Here is an 18,909-nt window from a genome sequence, read left to right on the forward strand (position 1 = left end):
CGGCGGGAGGCGGGTGAGGGCACGTGGCCGCGGGGGAGTCCCAGCAGGCGCAGCAGAACTGGCGGTACTGCGGAGGGCAGATCAAGTTATGGCGCGAGGAGGCCCAGGTCACTCGCCTGGCGCTGGCGAAGGAGACGGGGTACGACTACGAGTACGTGAAGTCGATGGAGTGCGGGCGGCGCAGGCCGACGATGCGGTTGTTGCAGGCGGCGGATCAGTTGTGCGGGGCGCGGGGGAAACTCGTTGCGGGGCACGAGTTCCTGAAGCCGGAGCGGTATCTCTCGTATGCGGAAGACTATGTGCAGTACGAGGCCGAGGCGGTCGTGCTCAGTTCCTACCAGCCTCTGCTGATCCCGGGCCTGTTGCAGACCGAGCAGACGATCAGGGCCTATCTCAACACGCACTTCCCACCGCTGGATGACGAGACGATCGAGGAGCGGCTCGCAGGGCGGATGGCACGCCAGTCATTGCTTGAGCAGCGCACCAAGGCATTCAACTTCGTCATCGCAGATCTGGTGTTGCGCAACCGGGTGGGCAGTGTGGAGGCGCATCGGGAGCAACTGTGCAGGTTGATCGAGGTCGGCAAGGCGCGCAACGTGACGATCCAGGTGCTGACGTTCGCGGGTGCGGGACCCGAACTGGACGGGCCCTTCGTACTGCTTGAGACAACTGAACACGAGGCCTTGGCCTACGAGGAAGGACAGGCGTCCGCAACGTTGTATGCCGAACCGGATAGGATCAGTGCTGTCGCACAGCGCCATGCGACGATCCTTCGGAAGGCACTCAGTCCTGATGAGTCGGCGCGCTTCATCGGAAAGTTGGCGGAGGAGCTATGTCCACCGAGCTGATGTGGTTCAAGTCCAGCTACAGCAGCACCGGGGGCGGCGAATGCCTCGAACTCGCCTACACCTGGCGTAAGTCCAGCTACAGCGACTCACAAGGCGGCGAATGCCTCGAAGTCGCCTCCACCTGGCGTAAGTCCAGCCACAGCGACTCACAAGGCGGCGCATGCCTCGAAGTCGCCACCACCCCCCACATCACCCACCTCCGAGACTCCAAGCTCGGGGAGGCGAGTCCGCACCTCACCGTGGCCGCCGACGCCTGGTCGACCTTCCTCCAGCACGCCGCGAGCGAACTCACCTAACGACGAGGTTCGTTTCCAGCCACCCCTAGATCGGTCACTTCCGTTCAGAACCGGTCTTCCGGGCGGATAGCCCCCTCATGGGCGTACGTTCATGACCGCCGAGCCGGTGGTACTAGGGGGGCGCTCGGGCAGGTGGGGGCCTGTTCCGGCGACGCGGGCCCGGAGTCGTACGCGCACCCGTGACACTCCCGTGGGGGGAAGAACGTGCGCGTGAAAAAGGGGCTGGAACAAGCCCGACCAGTATGGCCCGCCGCTGCCGAAGGCTCGCAGGACGGCGCCGGTGCCCAGACGTTCCCGGCGACCGGCGCCTTGCACGCACTGCGCGTCGACGTGCCGGACCGCCGCAGCCGCCGCTTCCGGCGGCTCGGCTGGGCGGTCGGGTTCGCCTGCGCGGGCTACGCCGTCGCCATCGTCGTCGCACTCGTGTCGGGCAACTCCCACGCCCCGTGGCTGCCGGTGCCGGGTCGGGCCGGCGACCGGCCGGCGGGCAAGGCCGACACCACTCCCGGCCCTTCGGGGCCGGCCCGGGCGCCGGGGAACGGGGCGGGCGTGGCCGCGCCGGGGGTGCCGGGCCTGCCCGGGGCTTCCGCGACGGCCACCGGCATCGTGCCTGGACCGGCCGCCTCCGCCACGGCGGCCGGAACGGCGACCGGCCCGCACGCCCCGGGCTCCACGACCGTCCCCCGGCCGACCGCCTCGGGAACCGCCGGGCCGAAACCGCCGGTACCGGGCGCGAGCGGCCCGGTGGCCGTGCCCACCCCGCCCCCGGCGTCCGCGCCCGGCGACCCGGCCCCGAGCACCGGGGACAGCTCGCCCTCGACGGCCCCCTCGGAACCGGCGGGCGGCGGGAGCGGCGGCACCTCCGCGCCCGAAGGGTCCAGGACGGTCGCCCGGGCCGGCACCGGCACGTCAGCCCGTACGCCCATGAAAGCCATGGCCTGATGGTGCCGGAGGAGATCCTCGCTCAAGAAAGACCGCGCGCACGACGGCCGCCCGCCCCTCGGCGGAGGGCGGCGGTCCGTTCGCGTACGTCTCATGTACGGCGGTGGGGAAGGCAATCCGCCCTGGTGCGGGCGAGGGTGACCTCGGTACGGTGTCGCCTGCGCCATCGACCCCACACGCCCCACCAGGAGCCAGCCGTGAACCGCCGCCCCCGCCTGCTCACCACGGCCGTCGCCGGCACGACGGCCGCACTCCTGCTCACAGCCTGCGGCACAAGCGACGGCGGCACCAAGCCGAACGACAAGATCGCGGGCGCGGACACGGGGTCGTCGACCCCGGCTTCACCGAGCGCGTCGGCTTCCGCGGTGGCGGGGCGGCCGAAGGTCGGGTTGCCCTCGGACCTCACCCTGACCTTCGAGGACACGAAGACGGGTGATCCGGTACTGGACGCGGTGCTGGCGGACAGTGCGGAGCGCATGCGTGCCGTGGACGCCGCGATCACCGGAACGGACCCGAAGGGCCAGGCGCTCGCGTACTACAACACGGGCAAGGCCCGGGAGGCCGCGCTGTCCTGGGTGGCCCAGTTCAAGGCCGCCGACGCCACGCTCACCGGCGAGGCCCGCTACTACGACCGCAAGGCGACGCTGCGCGGTACGACGTCGGCGGCCGTCACCTTCTGCGCCGACGAGGGCAAGGGCTTCAGCAAGGACAAGAAGACCGGCAAGGTCGCCAGGACGCCTGTCACCAAGAACAGCTACGTGCTCTACAACACCCGGCTGGACAAGAACGCCGACGGTGTCTGGCAGACCTCCCAGATCGTCTCCACCAGGGGAGCAGCTCAGTGCCAGCCGTAACCAGGATCACGGTGTGCGCCGCCACGGCCGGCGTTCTCATATGGGCCTCCGGCCCGGCCGCTTGGGCCGACTTCGTACCCGGAGGCAAGGGCACGGGCTCCGAGACGCAGGTGAGCGGCGACCAGCAGAACCAGCAGCTTTCCGCCACCGCCGGTGCCATCGTCTACGACCGTTCCCGCAACGGCTCCGGCCCCTCCGTCGGGCCCGTGGCCTCGACCACGACGTGGACGCCGCCCGCCTGCTACTACGCGCCGAAGTTCACGCCGGATCAGCTCAAGGCGTACCTGGAGCCGATCTGGGGGGTGGACTCGACGGGCTACCAGTGGGACGCGCAGCAGCGTGACCGCTATGTCAACGGGCACCCCTACAAGGACTTCAACAAGGACAAGGACGGCAAGGGCTACTGGTGGGACTCGTACGTCACCCCCGGCCGTGAGGGCGACCCGGGCGCACTGGACTGCACCAAGGACATCTTCTGGGTGGACAAGGGCGCCCCGCCCCCCGCGGACACCCCGCAGGCCATCACACCCGAGATCCTCGCCCAGCTCGCGTACAACGAGATCCGCGTCCCCAGCACGCAGGTCAGCCTCGCCCCGGCGAAGGTGACGAAGGTGAACCTGCCGACGTGGGCGTGGCTGGACGGCGCGCAGTTCAAGCCGGTCGCCGTCACCGCCTCGGTGCCGGTCCTGGGCATCTCCGCGACGACCACCGCCGTACCGGTCTCGGTGAAGATCGACCCGGGCACGCCCGACGCGCAGACCTACCCGGCCTCGGGTGCCTGCCGGCTCGCCGGGGGCGGCATCGGTGAGCCGTACGCCCCCGGGAAGGCGGACCAGACCCCGCCGTGCGGAGTGAAGTACCTGCGCTCCTCGGGCGACGGCACGTTCCAGCTGCGGGCCACGATCACCTGGAAGATCAGCTGGACCGGAACCGGCGGCACCGGCGGCCCCCTGGACGACGGCACCTTCGGCGGCACCCAGGACGTCACGGTGCAGGAGATCCAGTCGGTCAACCGCTGAGGGCGACGTGTACGGCTCGGGGACCCGGCTGCCCCTCCCCTCAAGCGGCTTTGCTCGCCCATGGGCTCACCGTTGCCCCGCCGTGAAGGTGACTCACTAGGGTCACGGACTTGGCATGTGCACAGTGCGAAGTACGGGGGTCGGTGGCGTGTCGGATCTGAAGAAGGAAGCGGTGTCGATGCACCGGGCGGCGACGGGGCTGCGGGGGGTGGAGCATCACACGGCGCAGCCGTTGCGGGAGTTCAGGGCCGCTTCGCATGACCTTGGCGCGCTGGGTGCGCTGGGTTCGCTCACCCATGCCAAGAGCCAGGTCCGGGAGGGCATGGACACGCTGGTGAAGCTGACCGGGCAGCTGGGGGAGGAGTGGGCGGCGCAGGCGACGTTCATGGGGGACGTGTCCGCCGCGTTCGACCTGCTGGACCTGCTGCTGGCGGCGGCCCGGCACGAGAAGGGCTGAGCCGGCGTGGTCAGTCTCAATCCGCTGCACTACATCAACAAGTTCAACCACATGTTCGGCGACACGGTCGCCAGCGGTCTGGAGTTCCTGGGGATCTCGGACCCGGCGGTGGACCCGGACGGGGTGCGGGAGATCGCCAAGAAGTGGCGCCACCTGGCCGAGGGGCTGGAGGGCGCGGCCGGTGCCGCGCAGCAGTCGCTGACCGGTGTGGAGTGGAAGGGCCAGGCGGCGAAGGCGTTCGGCAAGCGCTCGAAGGCGGCCCGCAAGCAGGCCACCGACATGGCGCACGCGCTGCGCAAGGGCGCCGGCGCGCTGGACGACTTCGCGGACAAGGCGCACGAGCTGCTCTCCGAGATCGGGGTGCTGCTGGCGGAGATGGTGGAGTTCGAACTGGCGGGCCTGGCACTGGATGTGCTGACGGCCGGCGCGGCGTCGGTCGCTTCCACGCTGATGGCGGGTGAGCGGGCGGCGAAGGTGGTCGCCCTGGTCGGCCGGATCGAGGAGGAGGGCAGCGCGCTCGGTTCCGTGGTCCGTGAGGTCCTGTCGGTGATCCGGCAGGTCGAGCGTGCGCTGAAGGCGCTGAAGGACCTCCGCGGGGTCAAGGCCGTGGGGGACATGGCCCTGAAGGGCGCGGAGTTCACGGCCTTCACCACGGCGCTGGAGGACCCGGGCGCGTTCAAGGACCCGGGCAAGCTGGCCGGGATCCTCGCCGAGGGCGCGGCGATGGGGGTCGGCTTCGGTGTGCTGGGCAAGGCCCTGGGGAAGGGCCTGAAGGCGCTGGGGCCGGCCGCGCTGGCCAAGCTGGGCAAGAGCATGGGCCTGGACTGCGCCGCCTTCGAACGGCTCAGCCTGCGCCCCGGCTTCGACAAGCTGCCGGCCTCGATCCGCAACGCGGCCAAGAGATTCGTCCGCGACCCGATCGACGTGGCCACCGGCGACATGGCGCTGCCCCGCACGGACGTGACCCTGCCGGGCGTGCTGCCGCTGGTCCTGGAGCGCGTGCACCTTTCCTCGTACCGCTGCGGCGGCTGGTTCGGGCCGAGCTGGGCCTCCACCCTGGACCAGCGGCTCCAGGCCGACGAGGACGGCTTCGTGTACGCGGCGGCGGACGGTTCCCGCCTGTGCTTCCCCGTCCCGGACACCGACAGCGGCGAGCCCGTGCGTGCGGACACCCCCGGCTCACGCCTCACCCTCTCCTGGGACGACACGGTCGACGGCGCGCTGCGCGTCACCGACCCCGACACGGGCCTGGTCCACGTCTTCCACTCCCCGGTGCCCGCCGCCGACGGCACCGCGGTCGACCTGCCCCTGCAGTACCTCCAGGACCGCAACGGCAACCGCATCACCATCGAGTACGACCGCGGCGACATCCCCGCCCGGATCGTCCACTCCGGCGGCTACCGGGTCGCCCTCGACCACGACACGTCCTTCTCCCGCGTCACCGGCCTGCGCCTGCTCGACCCCGGGGCACCCGGCGGCCCCGGCACCACCCTGCTCACCTTCGGCTACGACCGGGCCGGCCACCTGACACAGGAGACCAACTCCTCGGGCCTGCCGCTGCGCTACGCCTACGACACCGAAGGCCGCATCACCTCCTGGACCGACCGCAACGACACCACCTACTGGTACCGCTACGACCAGCACGGCCGCGTCACCGCCACCGGCGGCACCGGCGGCGCCCTCGCCTCCACCCTCACCTACGACCCCACCACCCGCACCACCAAGGTCACCGACTCCCTCGGCCACACCCGCACCTACGAACACAACGAGAGCCTGCGCCTCATCCGCGAGAGTGATCCGCTCGGGAACGTGAACCTCCAGGAATGGGACGAGGAGCTCCGCCTCATCGCCGTCACGGACCGCATGGGGTGGAGGCGGCAATTCAGGTATGACCCCCTGGGGCGATTGGTGTCCGTCGTTCGTCCGGATGGACGGGTGCGGCAGACGTTCTACAACGAATTGGATCTGCCTACAGCGATCAGTGAGCCGAACGGCAACACATGGCTCCGGGAGTACGACGAACGGGGCAACCTCACCAGCGTCACCGCTCCGTCCGGGGCCACGACCCGATCCACTTATGACGCTGCCGGACGTCTCACGGGAATCACGGACGCGCTTGGTCACACCACCCGGATCCGCTGCGGTGCCGCAGGACTGCCTGAGCGCATAACCGATCCACTCGGCGCCTCAGTACGCTATGAGCGGGACGTATTCGGGCGGCCCATCACCTTCACGGACCCTCTGGGCAACGTCACTCGCCTGGAGTGGACCGACGAGGGGAAACGGGCCCGCCACATCGCACCGGACGGGGCCACCCAGTCCTGGTCCTACGACGGCGAGGGCAATTGCGTCAGTCACAAAGACGCGATGGGGCGCATTTCCACATTCGCATACACATGGTTCGACCTGCTCTCAGCTCGCACGGGACCGGACGGCGTCCGCCACGAGTTCACCTATGATTCCGAACTGCGTCTGATAAAGGTCGCCAATCCACAGGGTCTCGTATGGACGTACACGTACGACTCCGTCGGCAACCTTAGCTCTGAAACAGACTTCGACGGCCGCACACGTACGTACGAGTACGACGCGGCCGGAGCTCTGAGGCGGCGCAGCGATGCCCTCGGTCAGACGATCGCCTTCGAGCGGAACGCGCTGGGCCAGGTAACACGGAAGGACGCGGCGGGACACGTCACGACCTACGAATACGACCTGCTGGACCAAGTAGCGCGGGCCAACGGCCCGGGCACGAACCTGATCCTTGCCCGAGACGCTCTTGGCCGCCTCCAATCGGAGAGTGTCGACGGTCGGACGATCACCTACGCCTATGACGAGTTGGGCCGCCGAACAGGCCGCACCACTCCCAGCGGCGCAACAAGCACTTGGACGTACGATGCGGCCGGCAACCGCACGCACATGGCGCTTTCGGGCCACAGCATCGATTTTGTCTACGATGACGCGGGTCACGAGCTTGGCCATCGCATCGGCGGGATGCTCGCCCTCAACCGTTCCTACGACCTCCTCGGGCGTCTGGCCACTCAGTCGGCAGAACTTCCGAGCGGTCGAGTCGTGCAGCACCGGGCATACACCTATGGCGTCGACGGCAGCCTGCTCAGCATCGACGACCAGGCGTCGGGAACACGCCACTTCGAACTGGACACGGCGGGCCGGGTACAAGTGGTCCGTGCGGCGGAATGGACCGAGACGTACACCTACGATGAGCTGGGCAACCAGACATCGGCATCGTGGCCGACCTCGCACCCGGGCCAGGATGCGACAGGGGAGCGCGGGTACGACGGCAATCGTATGACGCGGGCCGGTAACACCCGCTATGAGCACGACGTCCTCGGTCGCGTAACCCTGCGACAGAAGCAACGTATTTCCCGGAAGCCGGATACCTGGCGATATGAATGGGACGCGGAGGACCGCCTCGTCCAAGCCATCACTCCCGACGGCGCTCGATGGCGTTACACCTACGATCCGCTGGGCCGTCGCACAGCCAAGTTCCGCCTCTCCGCGGACGGTGAAACGGCTGTCGAACGAGTCGAATTCACCTGGGACGGCACAACGCTGTGCGAGCAGACCACGATCTCCCAGGGCGACGTTGATCAGGTGACACTGACCTGGGACCACCAGGGTCTTCGGCCTGTAGCCCAGACAGAGCGAATCACAGCGGCGGATGCGCCACAAGAGGAGATCGCCTCCCGTTTCTTCGCCATTGTCAGCGATCTGGTCGGTACTCCCAGCGAACTGATTGACGAAGACGGAACCGTAGCTTGGCGTACTCGGAGTACTCTGTGGGGAAAGACAGCCTGGGCGGCGGACAGCACGGCATACACGCCATTGCGCTTCCCGGGCCAGTACTACGATCCTGAGACCGAGCTCCACTACAATTGCTATCGCCAATACGATCCGGAAACCGCCCGCTACCTCACCGCGGATCCCCTTGGACTGGCGCCCTCCCCGAATCCCTACGGATACGTCAAGAATCCCCATATCTGGTCCGATCCCTTCGGGCTGGCGCCAGAAGAATGCGCCGAGGCAGAGCACCTCTTCCGGGGGACCACTCGGGGATTCGATGCGAGCAGTGGAAACCAAGATGTTGGATTCACCCCTACATCGACAGATCCCGGAGTAGCAACGACGTTCGCCAGGCACTCGGAGCAGTACGGTGAAGCTGTGGTGCAGGTCATCCCTCGAAGTGCACTCGAAGGAGTGCCGCTGGCGCGCGGCTACATAGCCGCGGAAGCCGAGGTCGGCGTCGGCCTACCGGCGTCGGAACTGGCCCGGAGAGCCAGCGTCGAGCTGCCGGTGGACACCGCCCGGGGGATTCTCTCCGAGATGGGAGTCCAGGTACCCAAGGTGAATTCATACGGTGGAATCAGTGATGCTCTGGAGTGGGACGTGCCAAAGCTCTCACCCGAGCAAATAAAGAATTTCGTCGCGGAGGCATACAAACATGGATGACAGTGAAGTGGGTAAGCTTCAGATTCACTCGGTGGAAGAAGCAGATGCCCGATCCGCAATCTGTGTCGTCCGTTGCGTGGGTGGGGTCGTTCGGCCAGGCCAGCGATTCGGTGAAGATCCTTCCACCAGCTTGACAGGGGAGGCGCCGGGGCAACTGGTGGAGGTCGACTGGATCGAGCGGTATCAGCGCAGGGTAGAATTCGTCGATCCGCCCAACAGTGCCAAGGTTCGTCTGTGTGGGAATGCGGTCTCCCTTCTGGAGAAGGGAATGACCATCGTCAGCCAAGAAAAGTAGCGGAGCTGCCTCGCCCCCCGGCTCTTCGCCGCCGACGTCCCGGTGACCACCACGCTGTCGTCGTAGACGTGCCGGGGTGGCGTAGCGGGCGGCCTGTCGGCGATGCCCGCGGTGCGTTCCCGGCCGGAGGCAGACAGGCTCCCGTCGACAACGAAGACGGCCAGGGAGAGTGAAGGGTTTCCGGCGTGTTCCATGAGATCGCGGATGTCGAGCAGGAGCGGCTGTACCAGTTCGACCCCGAATCCGAGTTCCGCGGCTGGGCCTGGTGGGATCTGACGCGAGCGGGGGACCGCGAGGCCCGTGTGCGGGTCGATTCCTGGGGTGAGTCCTTCTTCGCCTGCGACGAGTCGCGCTGGCCGGCATACACCTGTGGCGCCGACGAGGTGCGGGGACCGAACCTCGCGCGCGCCGGTGACCGGGTGTCGGCCGTCCCCGCGCAGTGATCTGTTCGCCACCCTGTCAGTGCCGACCCTGACGGGGGGCCCGGCGGGCGGTAGCGGAACGTACGGGTGCGACCGGTGCAACAGTGGGACTAGTGGGACTAGTGGGATGCGGGGCGAGAGCCATGGGTGAGGTCGAGGAAGAGCAGGGGGCCGGGCACGGGCCGCTGGCCGGGTTCACCGTGGGCGTGACGGCCGCGCGCCGCGCCGACGAGTTGGGTGCGCTGCTCCGGCGGCGCGGCGCGCAGGTCGTGCACGCGCCCGCGCTGCGGACCGTCCCGCTCGCCGATGACAGTGAACTCCGCGCCGCCACCGGGGAGATCGTCGACCGGGCGCCCGATGTCGTGGTCGCCACCACCGCGATCGGCTTCCGCGGATGGGTGGAGGCGGCCGAGGGCTGGGGGCTGGGCGAGGCGCTGCTGGAGCGGCTGCGCGGGGCCGAGCTGCTGGCGCGCGGGCCCAAGGTCAAGGGGGCGGTCCGGGCCGCCGGGCTGACCGAGGAATGGTCGCCGTCCTCGGAGTCGATGGCCGAGGTGCTCGACCGGCTGCTGGAGCAGGGCGTGGCGGGGCGCCGGGTCGCCGTCCAGCTGCACGGGGAGCCGCTGGCCGGCTTCGTGGAGGCGCTGCGCGCCGGGGGAGCGGAGGTCGTGCCCGTACCGGTGTACCGGTGGCTGCCGCCGGCCGATCTCGGCCCGCTGGACCGGCTGCTGGAGGCCACCGTCGCGCGCGGCGTCGACGCGCTCACCTTCACCAGCGCGCCGGCCGCCGCGTCCCTGCTGTCCCGGGCCGGGGAGCGGGGGCTGCTGGACGGCCTGCTCGCCGCGCTCGGCCATGACGTGCTGGTCGCCTGCGTCGGGCCCGTCACCGCCGCGCCGTTGCGGGCGCACGGGGTGGAGACGGTGCAGCCGGAGCGGTTCCGGCTGGGCCCGCTGGTGCAGACGCTGTGCCAGGAACTGCCCGGTCGGGCCCACGTGTTGCCGGTCGCCGGGCACCGGATGGAGATCCGCGGGCACGCGGCCCTGGTGGACGGCGAGCTGCGACCGGTGCCACCGGCCCAGATGGCACTGCTGCGCGCGCTGGCCCGGCGGCCCGGGTGGGTGGTCACCCGCGCCGACCTGCTGCGCGCACTGCCGGGCGCGGGCCAGGACGAGCACGCGGTGGAGACCGCCATGACCCGCCTGCGCACCGCCCTCGGCACCCCGCAGCTGATCCAGACGGTGGTCAAACGGGGCTACCGGCTCACCCTGGACCCGGACCCGGCCACCGAGGACGAGCACGAGCACGCCCCGCCGTCCTCCTGATCCCACCCCACCCCGGCACGGCCCCCCGGGGCGCTCACCGCCGCCGCCCGCGACACAGGCGCCCGCGCCCCTCGTCCGGACGCGCGGCCGCATACGCACGCGTCCACGCGCCGAAGTCCACCCGTGGCCGGTCGCAGGGGTTCCGGCCGCGGAAGCGGGCGGGCACTGTGGGAGGGAGTGGTTTCCCGGCCCCACGTGGTGACGAGGCGGTGACAGGCGCATGGCAAACAGTGCGGGCGACGCGCACCCCCACGGACCGCGGTTCGACGCCGGGCGGCTCTGCCTGGATCTCCTCGCCACCACCCATCCCGCGGAACGGCTGGACTCCCTCGCGCCGCTGCGCGCCTGGATCACCGGGTCCGGGCTGGTCCCGCCGGGTACCGCCCTCGGCCACGCCGACCCCTCCTGGCCCGCCGCCTTCCGCGAACTGCGCGGCCACGTCGAGGTGTTGGTGCGCGCGTGCCTGGACGGACAGCCCCGGCAGGACACCGGGCGCCACGACCTCGCGCTCGCCCGCCTCAACGCCGCCGCCCGCGCCGCCCCGCCCGCGCCCCGCGCCGTACCGGGTCCGGACGGCACCCTCGTCCGGGCGCCGGCCGGGCCGCCCGCGTGCACGGCCCTGCTCGCGGCCGTCGCCCGGGACGCCGTGGACCTGCTCACCGACCCCGCCGCCCGGGCCGCCCTGCGCCGGTGCGCGGGCGACCACTGCCCGCTCGTGTACCTGGACACCTCCCGGGGCCGCCGAAGGCGCTGGTGCTCCAGCGAGGTCTGCGGCAACCGTGAACGGGTGGCCAGGCACCGCCGCCGCGCCGCACTCGCCCGCCCCTGACGCAACGTCAACTCCCGGCCGTACCGGAGGAAAGGCCGTATCGAGGAAAGGCCGTACCGGAGGAAAGGCCGTATCGAGGAAAGGTCGTACCGGAGGGCAGGAATGTGCCCTCATGCCCCCCTCGTCCCACCCGCCCCCGGAAAACCGCCCCCACCCCTTGAACGCCCCGCGCCCCCCGCCCGTACCCGTCGGCGAGCGACCGACTGGGGGAAGCCCCGGACACCGGAGGTGGGCGTGCGCAAGGATGCGGCCGTGGCCAATGACCGTGGATCGAGGGCCCGACATCGCATGTCCTCCCAGCCCTCGGGCCCCGACGAGGAGCTGATGCGCGCGCTGTACCGGGAGCACGCCGGACCCCTGCTCGCCTACGTCCTGCGGCTGGTCGCCGGAGACCGGCAGCGTGCCGAGGACGTGGTGCAGGAGACGCTCATCCGGGCCTGGAAGAACGCCGGCCGGCTCAATCGGGCCACCGGTTCGGTACGCCCCTGGCTGGTGACGGTCGCCCGGCGCATCGTCATCGACGCCCACCGCAGCCGGCAGGCCCGGCCGCAGGAGGTCGATCCGTCGCCGCTGGAGGTCATCCCCGCGGAGGACGAGATCGACAAGGCGCTGTGGCTGATGACGCTGTCGGACGCGCTCGACGACCTGACCCCGGCCCACCGGGAGGTTCTCGTCGAGACGTACTTCAAAGGGCGTACCGTCAATGAGGCGGCCGAGACGCTGGGCATACCCAGCGGCACCGTCCGTTCCCGGGTGTTCTACGCCCTGCGGTCGATGAAGCTGGCGCTGGAGGAGCGGGGGGTGACGGCGTGATGGGCGGCGGGTACGGGGGACGTCAGGGATACGGCACGGGCGGCTCGGGTAGGTCAGGGCCCATGCAGGGATCACCGGCCCCGAACGAGCACGAGACCGTCGGCGCCTACGCCCTCGGCATCCTCGACGACGCGGAGGCCACCGCGTTCGAGGCGCACCTCGCCGCCTGCGAGTGGTGCGCGCAGCAGCTCGACGAACTGGCCGGGATGGAACCGATGCTGGCCGCGCTCGCCGACCTGCCGGGCGCCGGCACCCCCGCGATCGGCGAGTCCCTGTCGGCCCGCCCCGCCCCGCGGCTCGCGGAGAAGCTGGTCGACGAGGTCGGTGAGCGGCGCGCCCGCAAGCGCCGGCGGACCCTGTGGCTGGTGGCGGCCGCCGCGGCGCTGATCATCGGCGGCCCGCTGACGGTGTACGCGGCCGGCGGCACGGACGGCGGCGGCAGCGCAGCGGTGGCCGCGGCCCCGGCCAAGGCCGCGTTCCAGTCGATGTCCGACAAGGTCTCGGCGACCGACCCGGGCTCCCGCATCACCGCGATCGTCGCCCTGGCGAAGAAGGACTGGGGCACCGACGCCGTGCTCCAGCTGAAGAACGTGACCGGCCCCGAGCGGTGCTCGCTGATCGCCGTCGGCAAGAACGGCGAGCGCGAGACGGTCACCTCCTGGTCCGTCCCGAACTGGGGCTACGGCCGCCCGGACGCCACCACCGAGGAGGCGAAGGAGCCCCTGTACGTGCGCGGCGGTGCCGCCTTCGCACCCGACCAGATCGACCACTTCGAGGTCATGACCTTCGACGGGAAGAAGCTCGTCCAGGTCGAGGCCTGAGCGCCGCCCGGAACCGTGGCCGGACCCGCCGGGGTCCGGCTTCCGCCACCGGCCCCCTTTCGCGTACGGTTGACGGCTGCCCAGCACGTCAGAAGGGGGCCCGGTGGCCGCTCAGGCTCAGCAGGATTCCGCGGTCGGATCGGTTCACGACGCGGCGGACGGTGTGTCGCACGGAGTGCCGCGGGACGCGGCGCACGACCCGGCGCACGGCGTGTCGCACGGCGCGGCGCCGGACCCGGCGCCCGACCCGGCGCCCGACACCGCGCCCGACTCGGTGCGGGACGGAGAGATCAGCAGGGAACAGGACCACCTGGACCGGGTGTACCGGCGCCTCGAAGTGAAGATCCACGAGGCCGAGTTCCTGATGCGGGACGCCGCCCAGCGCGGCCAGGTCGGCACGCCCGGCGCGCTGGCCGAGCGCGACGCGCAGGTCTTCCGCGCGGGCATCCACCTCAACCGGCTGAACAACGAGTTCGAGGACTTCCTCTTCGGCCGCATCGACCTGCTGCGGGGCAAGGACGGCAAGAAGGGGCCCGACGGGGCGTACACCGCCGTCGAGCCGGCCGAGGGCGCGGTGCGCCCGGACCACACCGCCGACATCGCCGAGACCCTGCACATCGGCCGTATCGGCGTCCTCGACGAGGAGTACGCCCCGCTGGTCATCGACTGGCGGGCGCCGGCCGCGGCCCCGTTCTACCGCTCCACCCCGGTCGACCCCGGCCGGGTGGTGCGCCGCCGGGTCATCCGGTCCAAGGGGCGGCGCGTGCTCGGCGTCGAGGACGACCTGATGCGCCCCGAGCTGACGGCCTTCCTGGACGGCCGCGAGCTGCCCGCCGTCGGCGACGGCGCGCTGATGGCCGCGCTCGGCCGGGCCCGCAGCCACAGCATGCGGGACATCGTCGCCTCCATCCAGGCCGAGCAGGACCTCGTCATCCGCGCTCCCGCCGCCTCGGTGACGTACGTCGAGGGCGGCCCGGGCACGGGCAAGACGGCGGTGGCCCTGCACCGGGCCGCCTACCTGCTCTACCAGGACCGCCGCCGCTACTCGGGCGGCATCCTGATCGTCTCGCCGACCCCGCTCCTGGTGGCGTACACCGAGGGCGTGCTGCCCTCGCTCGGCGAGGAGGGCCAGGTCGCGATCCGGGCGATCGGCTCGCTGGTCGACGGCGCGGAGGCCACCCTGTACGACGCGCCGTCCGTGGCGCGGGCCAAGGGCTCGTACCGGATGCTGAAGGTGCTGCGGAAGGCGGCGCGCGGCGCGCTGGAGCTGGGCGCGGGCGCCGGCGTGAGTACGGGTTCGGGCGCGGGCGTGCGCACCGGTTCGGGCGCGGGCGCCGCCCCGGCCGGGCAGCTCGCCCTCGACGACGACCCCGACACCCAGGCCCAGGCCCCGACTCAGGCCCACGCCCCGGCCCACGCCCAGGCCCACGCCCGTGCCGAAGCCCCCGCAGGGCCGCCGACCCGGCTGCGCGTGGTCGCCTTCGGGCGCCGCCTGGAGCTGGAGGCCGCCGAGCTGGACCGCGTCCGGCACACCGCGCTCGGCGGCACCGCGCCCGTCAACCTGCTGCGCCCGCGCGCCCGCCGGCTGCTCCTGGACGCCCTGTGGCAGAAGTCCGGCGCGGCCGGCCGGCACACCGACCCGGAGCTGGCCGCCGAGCTGCGCTCCTCCTTCGACGACGACGTGACGGGCGAGGACGCCTTCGTCGCCTTCCTGGACGCCTGGTGGCCCGAGCTGACCCCGCGCGCCGTGCTGGCCGCCATGGCCGACGAACGGCGCCTGGGCCGCTGGGCGCGCCGGGTGCTCAATCCGGGCGAGGTGCGCAAGGTCGCCCGCTCGCTGCGGCGGGACGGCCACTCCGTGCACGACATCGCCATGCTCGACGAACTCCAGGCGGTCCTGGGCACCCCGGCCCGGCCGCGCAAGAAGCGCGAGCTGGACCCGCTGGACCAGCTCACCGGCCTGGAGGAGCTGATGCCGGTGCGCGAGGAGTCGCAGCGCGAGCGTGCCGAGCGGCTGGCCCAGGAGCGCACCGAGTACGCCCACGTCATCGTCGACGAGGCGCAGGACCTGACCCCGTTGCAGTGGCGGATGGTGGGCCGCCGCGGCCGGCACGCCACCTGGACGGTGGTGGGCGACCCGGCGCAGTCCTCCTGGTCCGACCCGGACGAGGCCGCCGAGGCCCGCGACGAGGCCCTGGGCACCCGCCCGCGCCGCCGTTTCGAGCTGACGGTGAACTACCGCAACCCGGCCGAGATCGCCGAGCTGGCCGCCAGGGTGCTCGCCCTGGCCATGCCCGGCTCCCGCTCGCCCGCCGCGGTCCGCTCCACGGGCGTGCGGCCGCGCTTCGCGGTCGTCCGGGACTCCCTGGGCGCCACCGTGCGCGCGGAGGCCGAACGGCTGCTGGAGCAGGTCGACGGCACGGTGGGCGTGGTCGTCGCCATGAACCGGCGCGCCGAGGCCCGGCGCTGGCTGGCCGGCCTCGGCGACCGCGTGGTGGCGCTGGGCAGTCTGGAGGCCAAGGGCCTGGAGTACGACGCGACGCTCGTCGTCTCGCCGGCGGAGATCGCCGACGAGTCCCCGGCCGGCCTGCGCGTGCTCTACGTCGCCCTGACCCGGGCCACCCAGCAGCTCACGGTGGTCTCCGGGGAGCGGGACGAGCCGGACGCGGCCGGGGTGCCGGACCTGCTGCGGGACTGACGGGACCGACGGGACTGACGGGGCTGACGGGGCTGACGGGGCTGACCGGGGCACGCGATCGCGCTGCGGACCAGGGGGCCGGGGGGGGCGGGTCGTGGTGCCCGGCAGTGGGGTGGCTCCCCGGGTGGGCCGGGGGGTGGCTCCCGGGGTGGCGGAAAAGGAATCCTGTCAGGGGAATGGCCTCACCGGATCTGTTTGTTAGCCTGGGTGTGGCACCGGCCCGATCCAAGCCCCCGGGCCCAACCTTCGTCGCTACGAGCGACCACTTGCCGCGAGGCGAGCATGGCGGGTCGGTGTCACAAGCCTCGAAGAGGCCCACGTCACGTTCGATGTGACGTGGGCCTCTTTTGTTGCGCGGACTTGCCCGAACATCTATCGCGACGACGTGAGTTCTCGTATGGTGGAAGTCACTTTCCGAAATCGGCACCGCTTGAGGCGTCGCCCGGGGAACACGAAGTCCGCAACCCGGGCCGACTACCACGTACTCAGGGGTAGGTGCGACGATCGGACGGCACAACTTCGCGACACGGTGAAAGCAGAGGAAGTCGGCCATGGCAACGGCGCCCAGCGTCTCCTACTCGATGACCATCCGGCTGGAGGTGCCCGCGAGCGGAACGGCCGTCTCGCAGCTCACCACCGCCGTGGAGTCCTCCGGAGGCTCGGTGACCGGCCTCGACGTCACCGCGTCCGGGCACGAGAAGCTCCGGATCGACGTCACCATCGCGGCCAGCTCCACCGCGCACGCCGACGAGATCGTGGAGCAGCTGCGCGGCATCGAGGGCGTCACGCTCGGCAAGGTCTCCGACCGTACGTTCCTGATGCACCTCGGCGGCAAGATCGAGATGCAGTCCAAGCACCCCATCCGCAACCGTGACGACCTCTCCATGGTCTACACGCCGGGTGTGGCCCGGGTCTGCATGGCGATCGCCGAGAACCCCGAGGACGCCCGCCGGCTGACCATCAAGCGCAACTCCGTTGCGGTCGTGACGGACGGCTCGGCGGTGCTGGGCCTGGGCAACATCGGCCCCAAGGCCGCGCTGCCCGTCATGGAGGGCAAGGCGGCCCTGTTCAAGCGGTTCGCCGGCATCGACGCCTGGCCGCTGTGCCTGGACACCCAGGACACCGACGCGATCGTGGAGATCGTCAAGGCGATCGCCCCCGGGTTCGCCGGCATCAACCTGGAGGACATCTCCGCGCCGCGCTGCTTCGAGATCGAGGCCCGGCTGCGCGAGGCCCTGGACATCCCGGTCTTCCACGACGACCAGCACGGCACCGCGATCGTCGTACTGGCCGCCCTCACCAACGCCCTGCGCGTGGTGGACAAGCCGATCGAGAACGTCCGGGTGGTGATGTCCGGCGCCGGCGCGGCCGGCACCGCCATCCTCAAGCTGCTGCTCGCCGCGGGCGTCAAGAACGCCGTCGTGGCCGACATCCACGGTGTCGTACACGCCGGCCGTGAGGACCTGGTGGACGCCGCCCCCGAGTCGGCGCTGCGCTGGATCGCCGACAACACCAACCCGGAGAACCTCACGGGCACCCTCAAGGAGGCCGTGCGCGGCGCGGACGTCTTCATCGGCGTCTCGGCGCCCAACGTCCTCGACGGCGACGACGTGGCCACCATGGCGGACGGCGCCATCGTGTTCGCGCTCGCGAACCCCGACCCCGAGGTCGACCCGGCGATCGCCCGCCAGACGGCGGAGGTCGTGGCCACCGGCCGCTCCGACTTCCCCAACCAGATCAACAACGTGCTGGTCTTCCCGGGTGTCTTCCGCGGCCTGCTGGACGCCCAGTCCCGCACCGTCAACACCGAGATGATGCTGGCCGCCGCCCAGGCCCTGGCCGACGTGGTCACCGAGGGCGAGCTGAACCGGAACTACATCATCCCCAGCGTCTTCAACGACAAGGTCGCCGGAGCCGTCGCCGGGGCCGTCCGGGACGCCGCCAAGGCGGCCGGCGTGACCGCGGTGACCAGCACCACCGCAAGCGTCTGAGAGCCGGACAGGACGGGCAAAACGGTCGGAACGGGCGTTCGGGGGCGACGGCCCCCGGCGTGACGATCGCCACGACGCGCCGGGACCCGGCGCGTCGCGGCGGGACGCTGTCAGTGGCGCGCCCTATCGTGGCTCGCCAGGCGTCGGCCGTCTTTTCGTGTGACTCCCAAGGGTGTTCTCACGACTCCTACGGGTGCCGGATTGGCTTTCCCGCCGCAGGTGGGGGCAGGATGCCTCCCTGGGCGCGAGGGTCTGACGAGGGACCCGGCTCCGGGGACCCCCGAGGACCCTGGCAGCATCGGCTTGGCTGGCCCAACATGCGGCTTCGCCGCGTGGCACGCCTCAACGGCAAGAAGAACACGGGAGTAACAACATGAACCGCAGTGAGCTGGTGGCCGCGCTGGCCGACCGCGCCGAGGTGACCCGCAAGGACGCCGACGCCGTGCTGGCCGCGTTCGCCGACGTCGTCGGCGACATCGTCTCCAAGGGGGACGAGAAGGTCACCATCCCTGGCTTCCTGACCTTCGAGCGCACCCACCGTGCCGCTCGCACCGCCCGCAACCCGCAGACCGGCGAGCCGATCCAGATCCCGGCCGGCTACAGCGTGAAGGTCTCCGCGGGCAGCAAGCTCAAGGAAGCCGCCAAGGGCAAGTGACCTTGCCGCCCGTACGCCACGGGACGGCGTACGGGGCCCGGTAGGGCCGACAAACGTCCATGGGGCGGCCCCCTTTCCGGGGGCCGCCCCATCGTCGTGAACCGCGGACGGCCCGGTGCCCGGGCCGCCGGCCGGTCCAGCCCGGCGCCTGACCCGGCAGCCGGTCCAGCCCGGCGCCTGGCCCGG

At 71.1% G+C, this 18,909-nt stretch carries 16 protein-coding genes; all 16 read left to right on the plus strand.

Annotation, left to right across the window (positions count from 1 at the left end):
- The first annotated feature begins 23 nt into the window (after positions 1-23).
- The 16 genes from ABZ858_RS31985 to ABZ858_RS32060 all read left to right on the plus strand — a co-directional run bounded on the left by ABZ858_RS31985 (position 24) and on the right by ABZ858_RS32060 (position 18,723).
- On the plus strand, positions 24-848 hold the full coding sequence (locus ABZ858_RS31985) for a helix-turn-helix transcriptional regulator (RefSeq protein ID WP_361386561.1): 825 nt from the start codon (positions 24-26) through the stop codon (positions 846-848).
- Positions 833-1,144, plus strand: coding sequence for a DUF397 domain-containing protein (locus tag ABZ858_RS31990; protein ID WP_361386564.1), 312 nt, complete (start codon positions 833-835; stop codon positions 1,142-1,144). Before ABZ858_RS31985 ends, ABZ858_RS31990 begins: the two co-directional genes overlap by 16 nt.
- Before the next feature lie 210 nt (positions 1,145-1,354).
- Positions 1,355-2,086, plus strand: coding sequence for a translation initiation factor IF-2 (locus tag ABZ858_RS31995; RefSeq protein ID WP_361386567.1), 732 nt, complete (start codon positions 1,355-1,357; stop codon positions 2,084-2,086).
- Positions 2,087-2,283: 197 nt separating this feature from the next.
- Positions 2,284-2,940, plus strand: coding sequence for a hypothetical protein (locus ABZ858_RS32000; RefSeq protein WP_361386570.1), 657 nt, complete (start codon positions 2,284-2,286; stop codon positions 2,938-2,940).
- Positions 2,928-3,959 carry a hypothetical protein gene (locus tag ABZ858_RS32005; RefSeq protein ID WP_361386573.1) on the plus strand — a complete coding sequence of 344 codons (1,032 nt, stop codon included), beginning with the start codon at positions 2,928-2,930 and terminating at the stop codon, positions 3,957-3,959. The genes ABZ858_RS32000 and ABZ858_RS32005 overlap by 13 nt, the downstream gene beginning before the upstream one ends.
- 148 nt (positions 3,960-4,107) lie before the next feature.
- The gene (locus ABZ858_RS32010) at positions 4,108-4,416 is read left to right on the plus strand and encodes a hypothetical protein (RefSeq protein ID WP_361386576.1); all 309 of its coding nucleotides are present in this window, start codon (positions 4,108-4,110) and stop codon (positions 4,414-4,416) included.
- A gap of 6 nt (positions 4,417-4,422) precedes the next feature.
- Entirely contained in the window at positions 4,423-8,880 is a 4,458-nt protein-coding gene (locus ABZ858_RS32015; RefSeq protein ID WP_361386579.1) for a DUF6531 domain-containing protein, read from the plus strand.
- Positions 8,873-9,175 (plus strand): hypothetical protein, encoded by a 303-nt coding sequence (locus ABZ858_RS32020; RefSeq protein WP_361386582.1) that lies wholly within the window; start codon positions 8,873-8,875, stop codon positions 9,173-9,175. Before ABZ858_RS32015 ends, ABZ858_RS32020 begins: the two co-directional genes overlap by 8 nt.
- Positions 9,176-9,360: 185 nt before the next feature.
- Complete coding sequence (locus tag ABZ858_RS32025; RefSeq protein WP_361386585.1) at positions 9,361-9,618, plus strand: hypothetical protein; 258 nt, start codon at positions 9,361-9,363, stop codon at positions 9,616-9,618.
- Between the two features lie 122 nt (positions 9,619-9,740).
- Positions 9,741-10,916: a uroporphyrinogen-III synthase gene (locus tag ABZ858_RS32030; protein ID WP_361386588.1), complete on the plus strand. Its 1,176-nt coding sequence runs from the start codon at positions 9,741-9,743 to the stop codon at positions 10,914-10,916.
- A gap of 220 nt (positions 10,917-11,136) precedes the next feature.
- Positions 11,137-11,745 carry a CGNR zinc finger domain-containing protein gene (locus ABZ858_RS32035; RefSeq protein WP_361386591.1) on the plus strand — a complete coding sequence of 203 codons (609 nt, stop codon included), beginning with the start codon at positions 11,137-11,139 and terminating at the stop codon, positions 11,743-11,745.
- Between the two features lie 228 nt (positions 11,746-11,973).
- Positions 11,974-12,558: a sigma-70 family RNA polymerase sigma factor gene (locus ABZ858_RS32040; RefSeq protein WP_361386594.1), complete on the plus strand. Its 585-nt coding sequence runs from the start codon at positions 11,974-11,976 to the stop codon at positions 12,556-12,558.
- A gap of 62 nt (positions 12,559-12,620) precedes the next feature.
- Positions 12,621-13,379 (plus strand): zf-HC2 domain-containing protein, encoded by a 759-nt coding sequence (locus ABZ858_RS32045; RefSeq protein ID WP_361386597.1) that lies wholly within the window; start codon positions 12,621-12,623, stop codon positions 13,377-13,379.
- A gap of 274 nt (positions 13,380-13,653) precedes the next feature.
- On the plus strand, positions 13,654-16,077 hold the full coding sequence (locus tag ABZ858_RS32050; RefSeq protein ID WP_361386799.1) for a UvrD-helicase domain-containing protein: 2,424 nt from the start codon (positions 13,654-13,656) through the stop codon (positions 16,075-16,077).
- A 551-nt stretch (positions 16,078-16,628) separates the two neighbouring features.
- Positions 16,629-18,068: an NAD-dependent malic enzyme gene (locus tag ABZ858_RS32055; protein ID WP_361386600.1), complete on the plus strand. Its 1,440-nt coding sequence runs from the start codon at positions 16,629-16,631 to the stop codon at positions 18,066-18,068.
- Positions 18,069-18,441: 373 nt separating this feature from the next.
- Positions 18,442-18,723: an HU family DNA-binding protein gene (locus ABZ858_RS32060; protein WP_003990598.1), complete on the plus strand. Its 282-nt coding sequence runs from the start codon at positions 18,442-18,444 to the stop codon at positions 18,721-18,723.
- The last annotated feature ends 186 nt before the right edge of the window (positions 18,724-18,909 follow it).

The organism is Streptomyces sp. NPDC047017 (genome assembly GCF_040644175.1).
Classification (GTDB): Bacteria; Actinomycetota; Actinomycetes; order Streptomycetales; family Streptomycetaceae; genus Streptomyces.

What these genes read in the sequence shown, in the direction of transcription:
- ABZ858_RS31990 (WP_361386564.1), top strand. Translation starts at nt 833, where the DNA reads ATGTCCACCGAGCTGATGTGGTTCAAGTCCAGCTACAGCAGCACCGGG.
- ABZ858_RS32020 (WP_361386582.1), top strand. Translation starts at nt 8,873, where the DNA reads ATGGATGACAGTGAAGTGGGTAAGCTTCAGATTCACTCGGTGGAAGAA.
- ABZ858_RS32030 (WP_361386588.1), top strand. Translation starts at nt 9,741, where the DNA reads ATGGGTGAGGTCGAGGAAGAGCAGGGGGCCGGGCACGGGCCGCTGGCC.
- ABZ858_RS32035 (WP_361386591.1), top strand. Translation starts at nt 11,137, where the DNA reads ATGGCAAACAGTGCGGGCGACGCGCACCCCCACGGACCGCGGTTCGAC.
- ABZ858_RS32045 (WP_361386597.1), top strand. Translation starts at nt 12,621, where the DNA reads ATGCAGGGATCACCGGCCCCGAACGAGCACGAGACCGTCGGCGCCTAC.
- ABZ858_RS32055 (WP_361386600.1), top strand. Translation starts at nt 16,629, where the DNA reads ATGGCAACGGCGCCCAGCGTCTCCTACTCGATGACCATCCGGCTGGAG.
- ABZ858_RS32060 (WP_003990598.1), top strand. Translation starts at nt 18,442, where the DNA reads ATGAACCGCAGTGAGCTGGTGGCCGCGCTGGCCGACCGCGCCGAGGTG.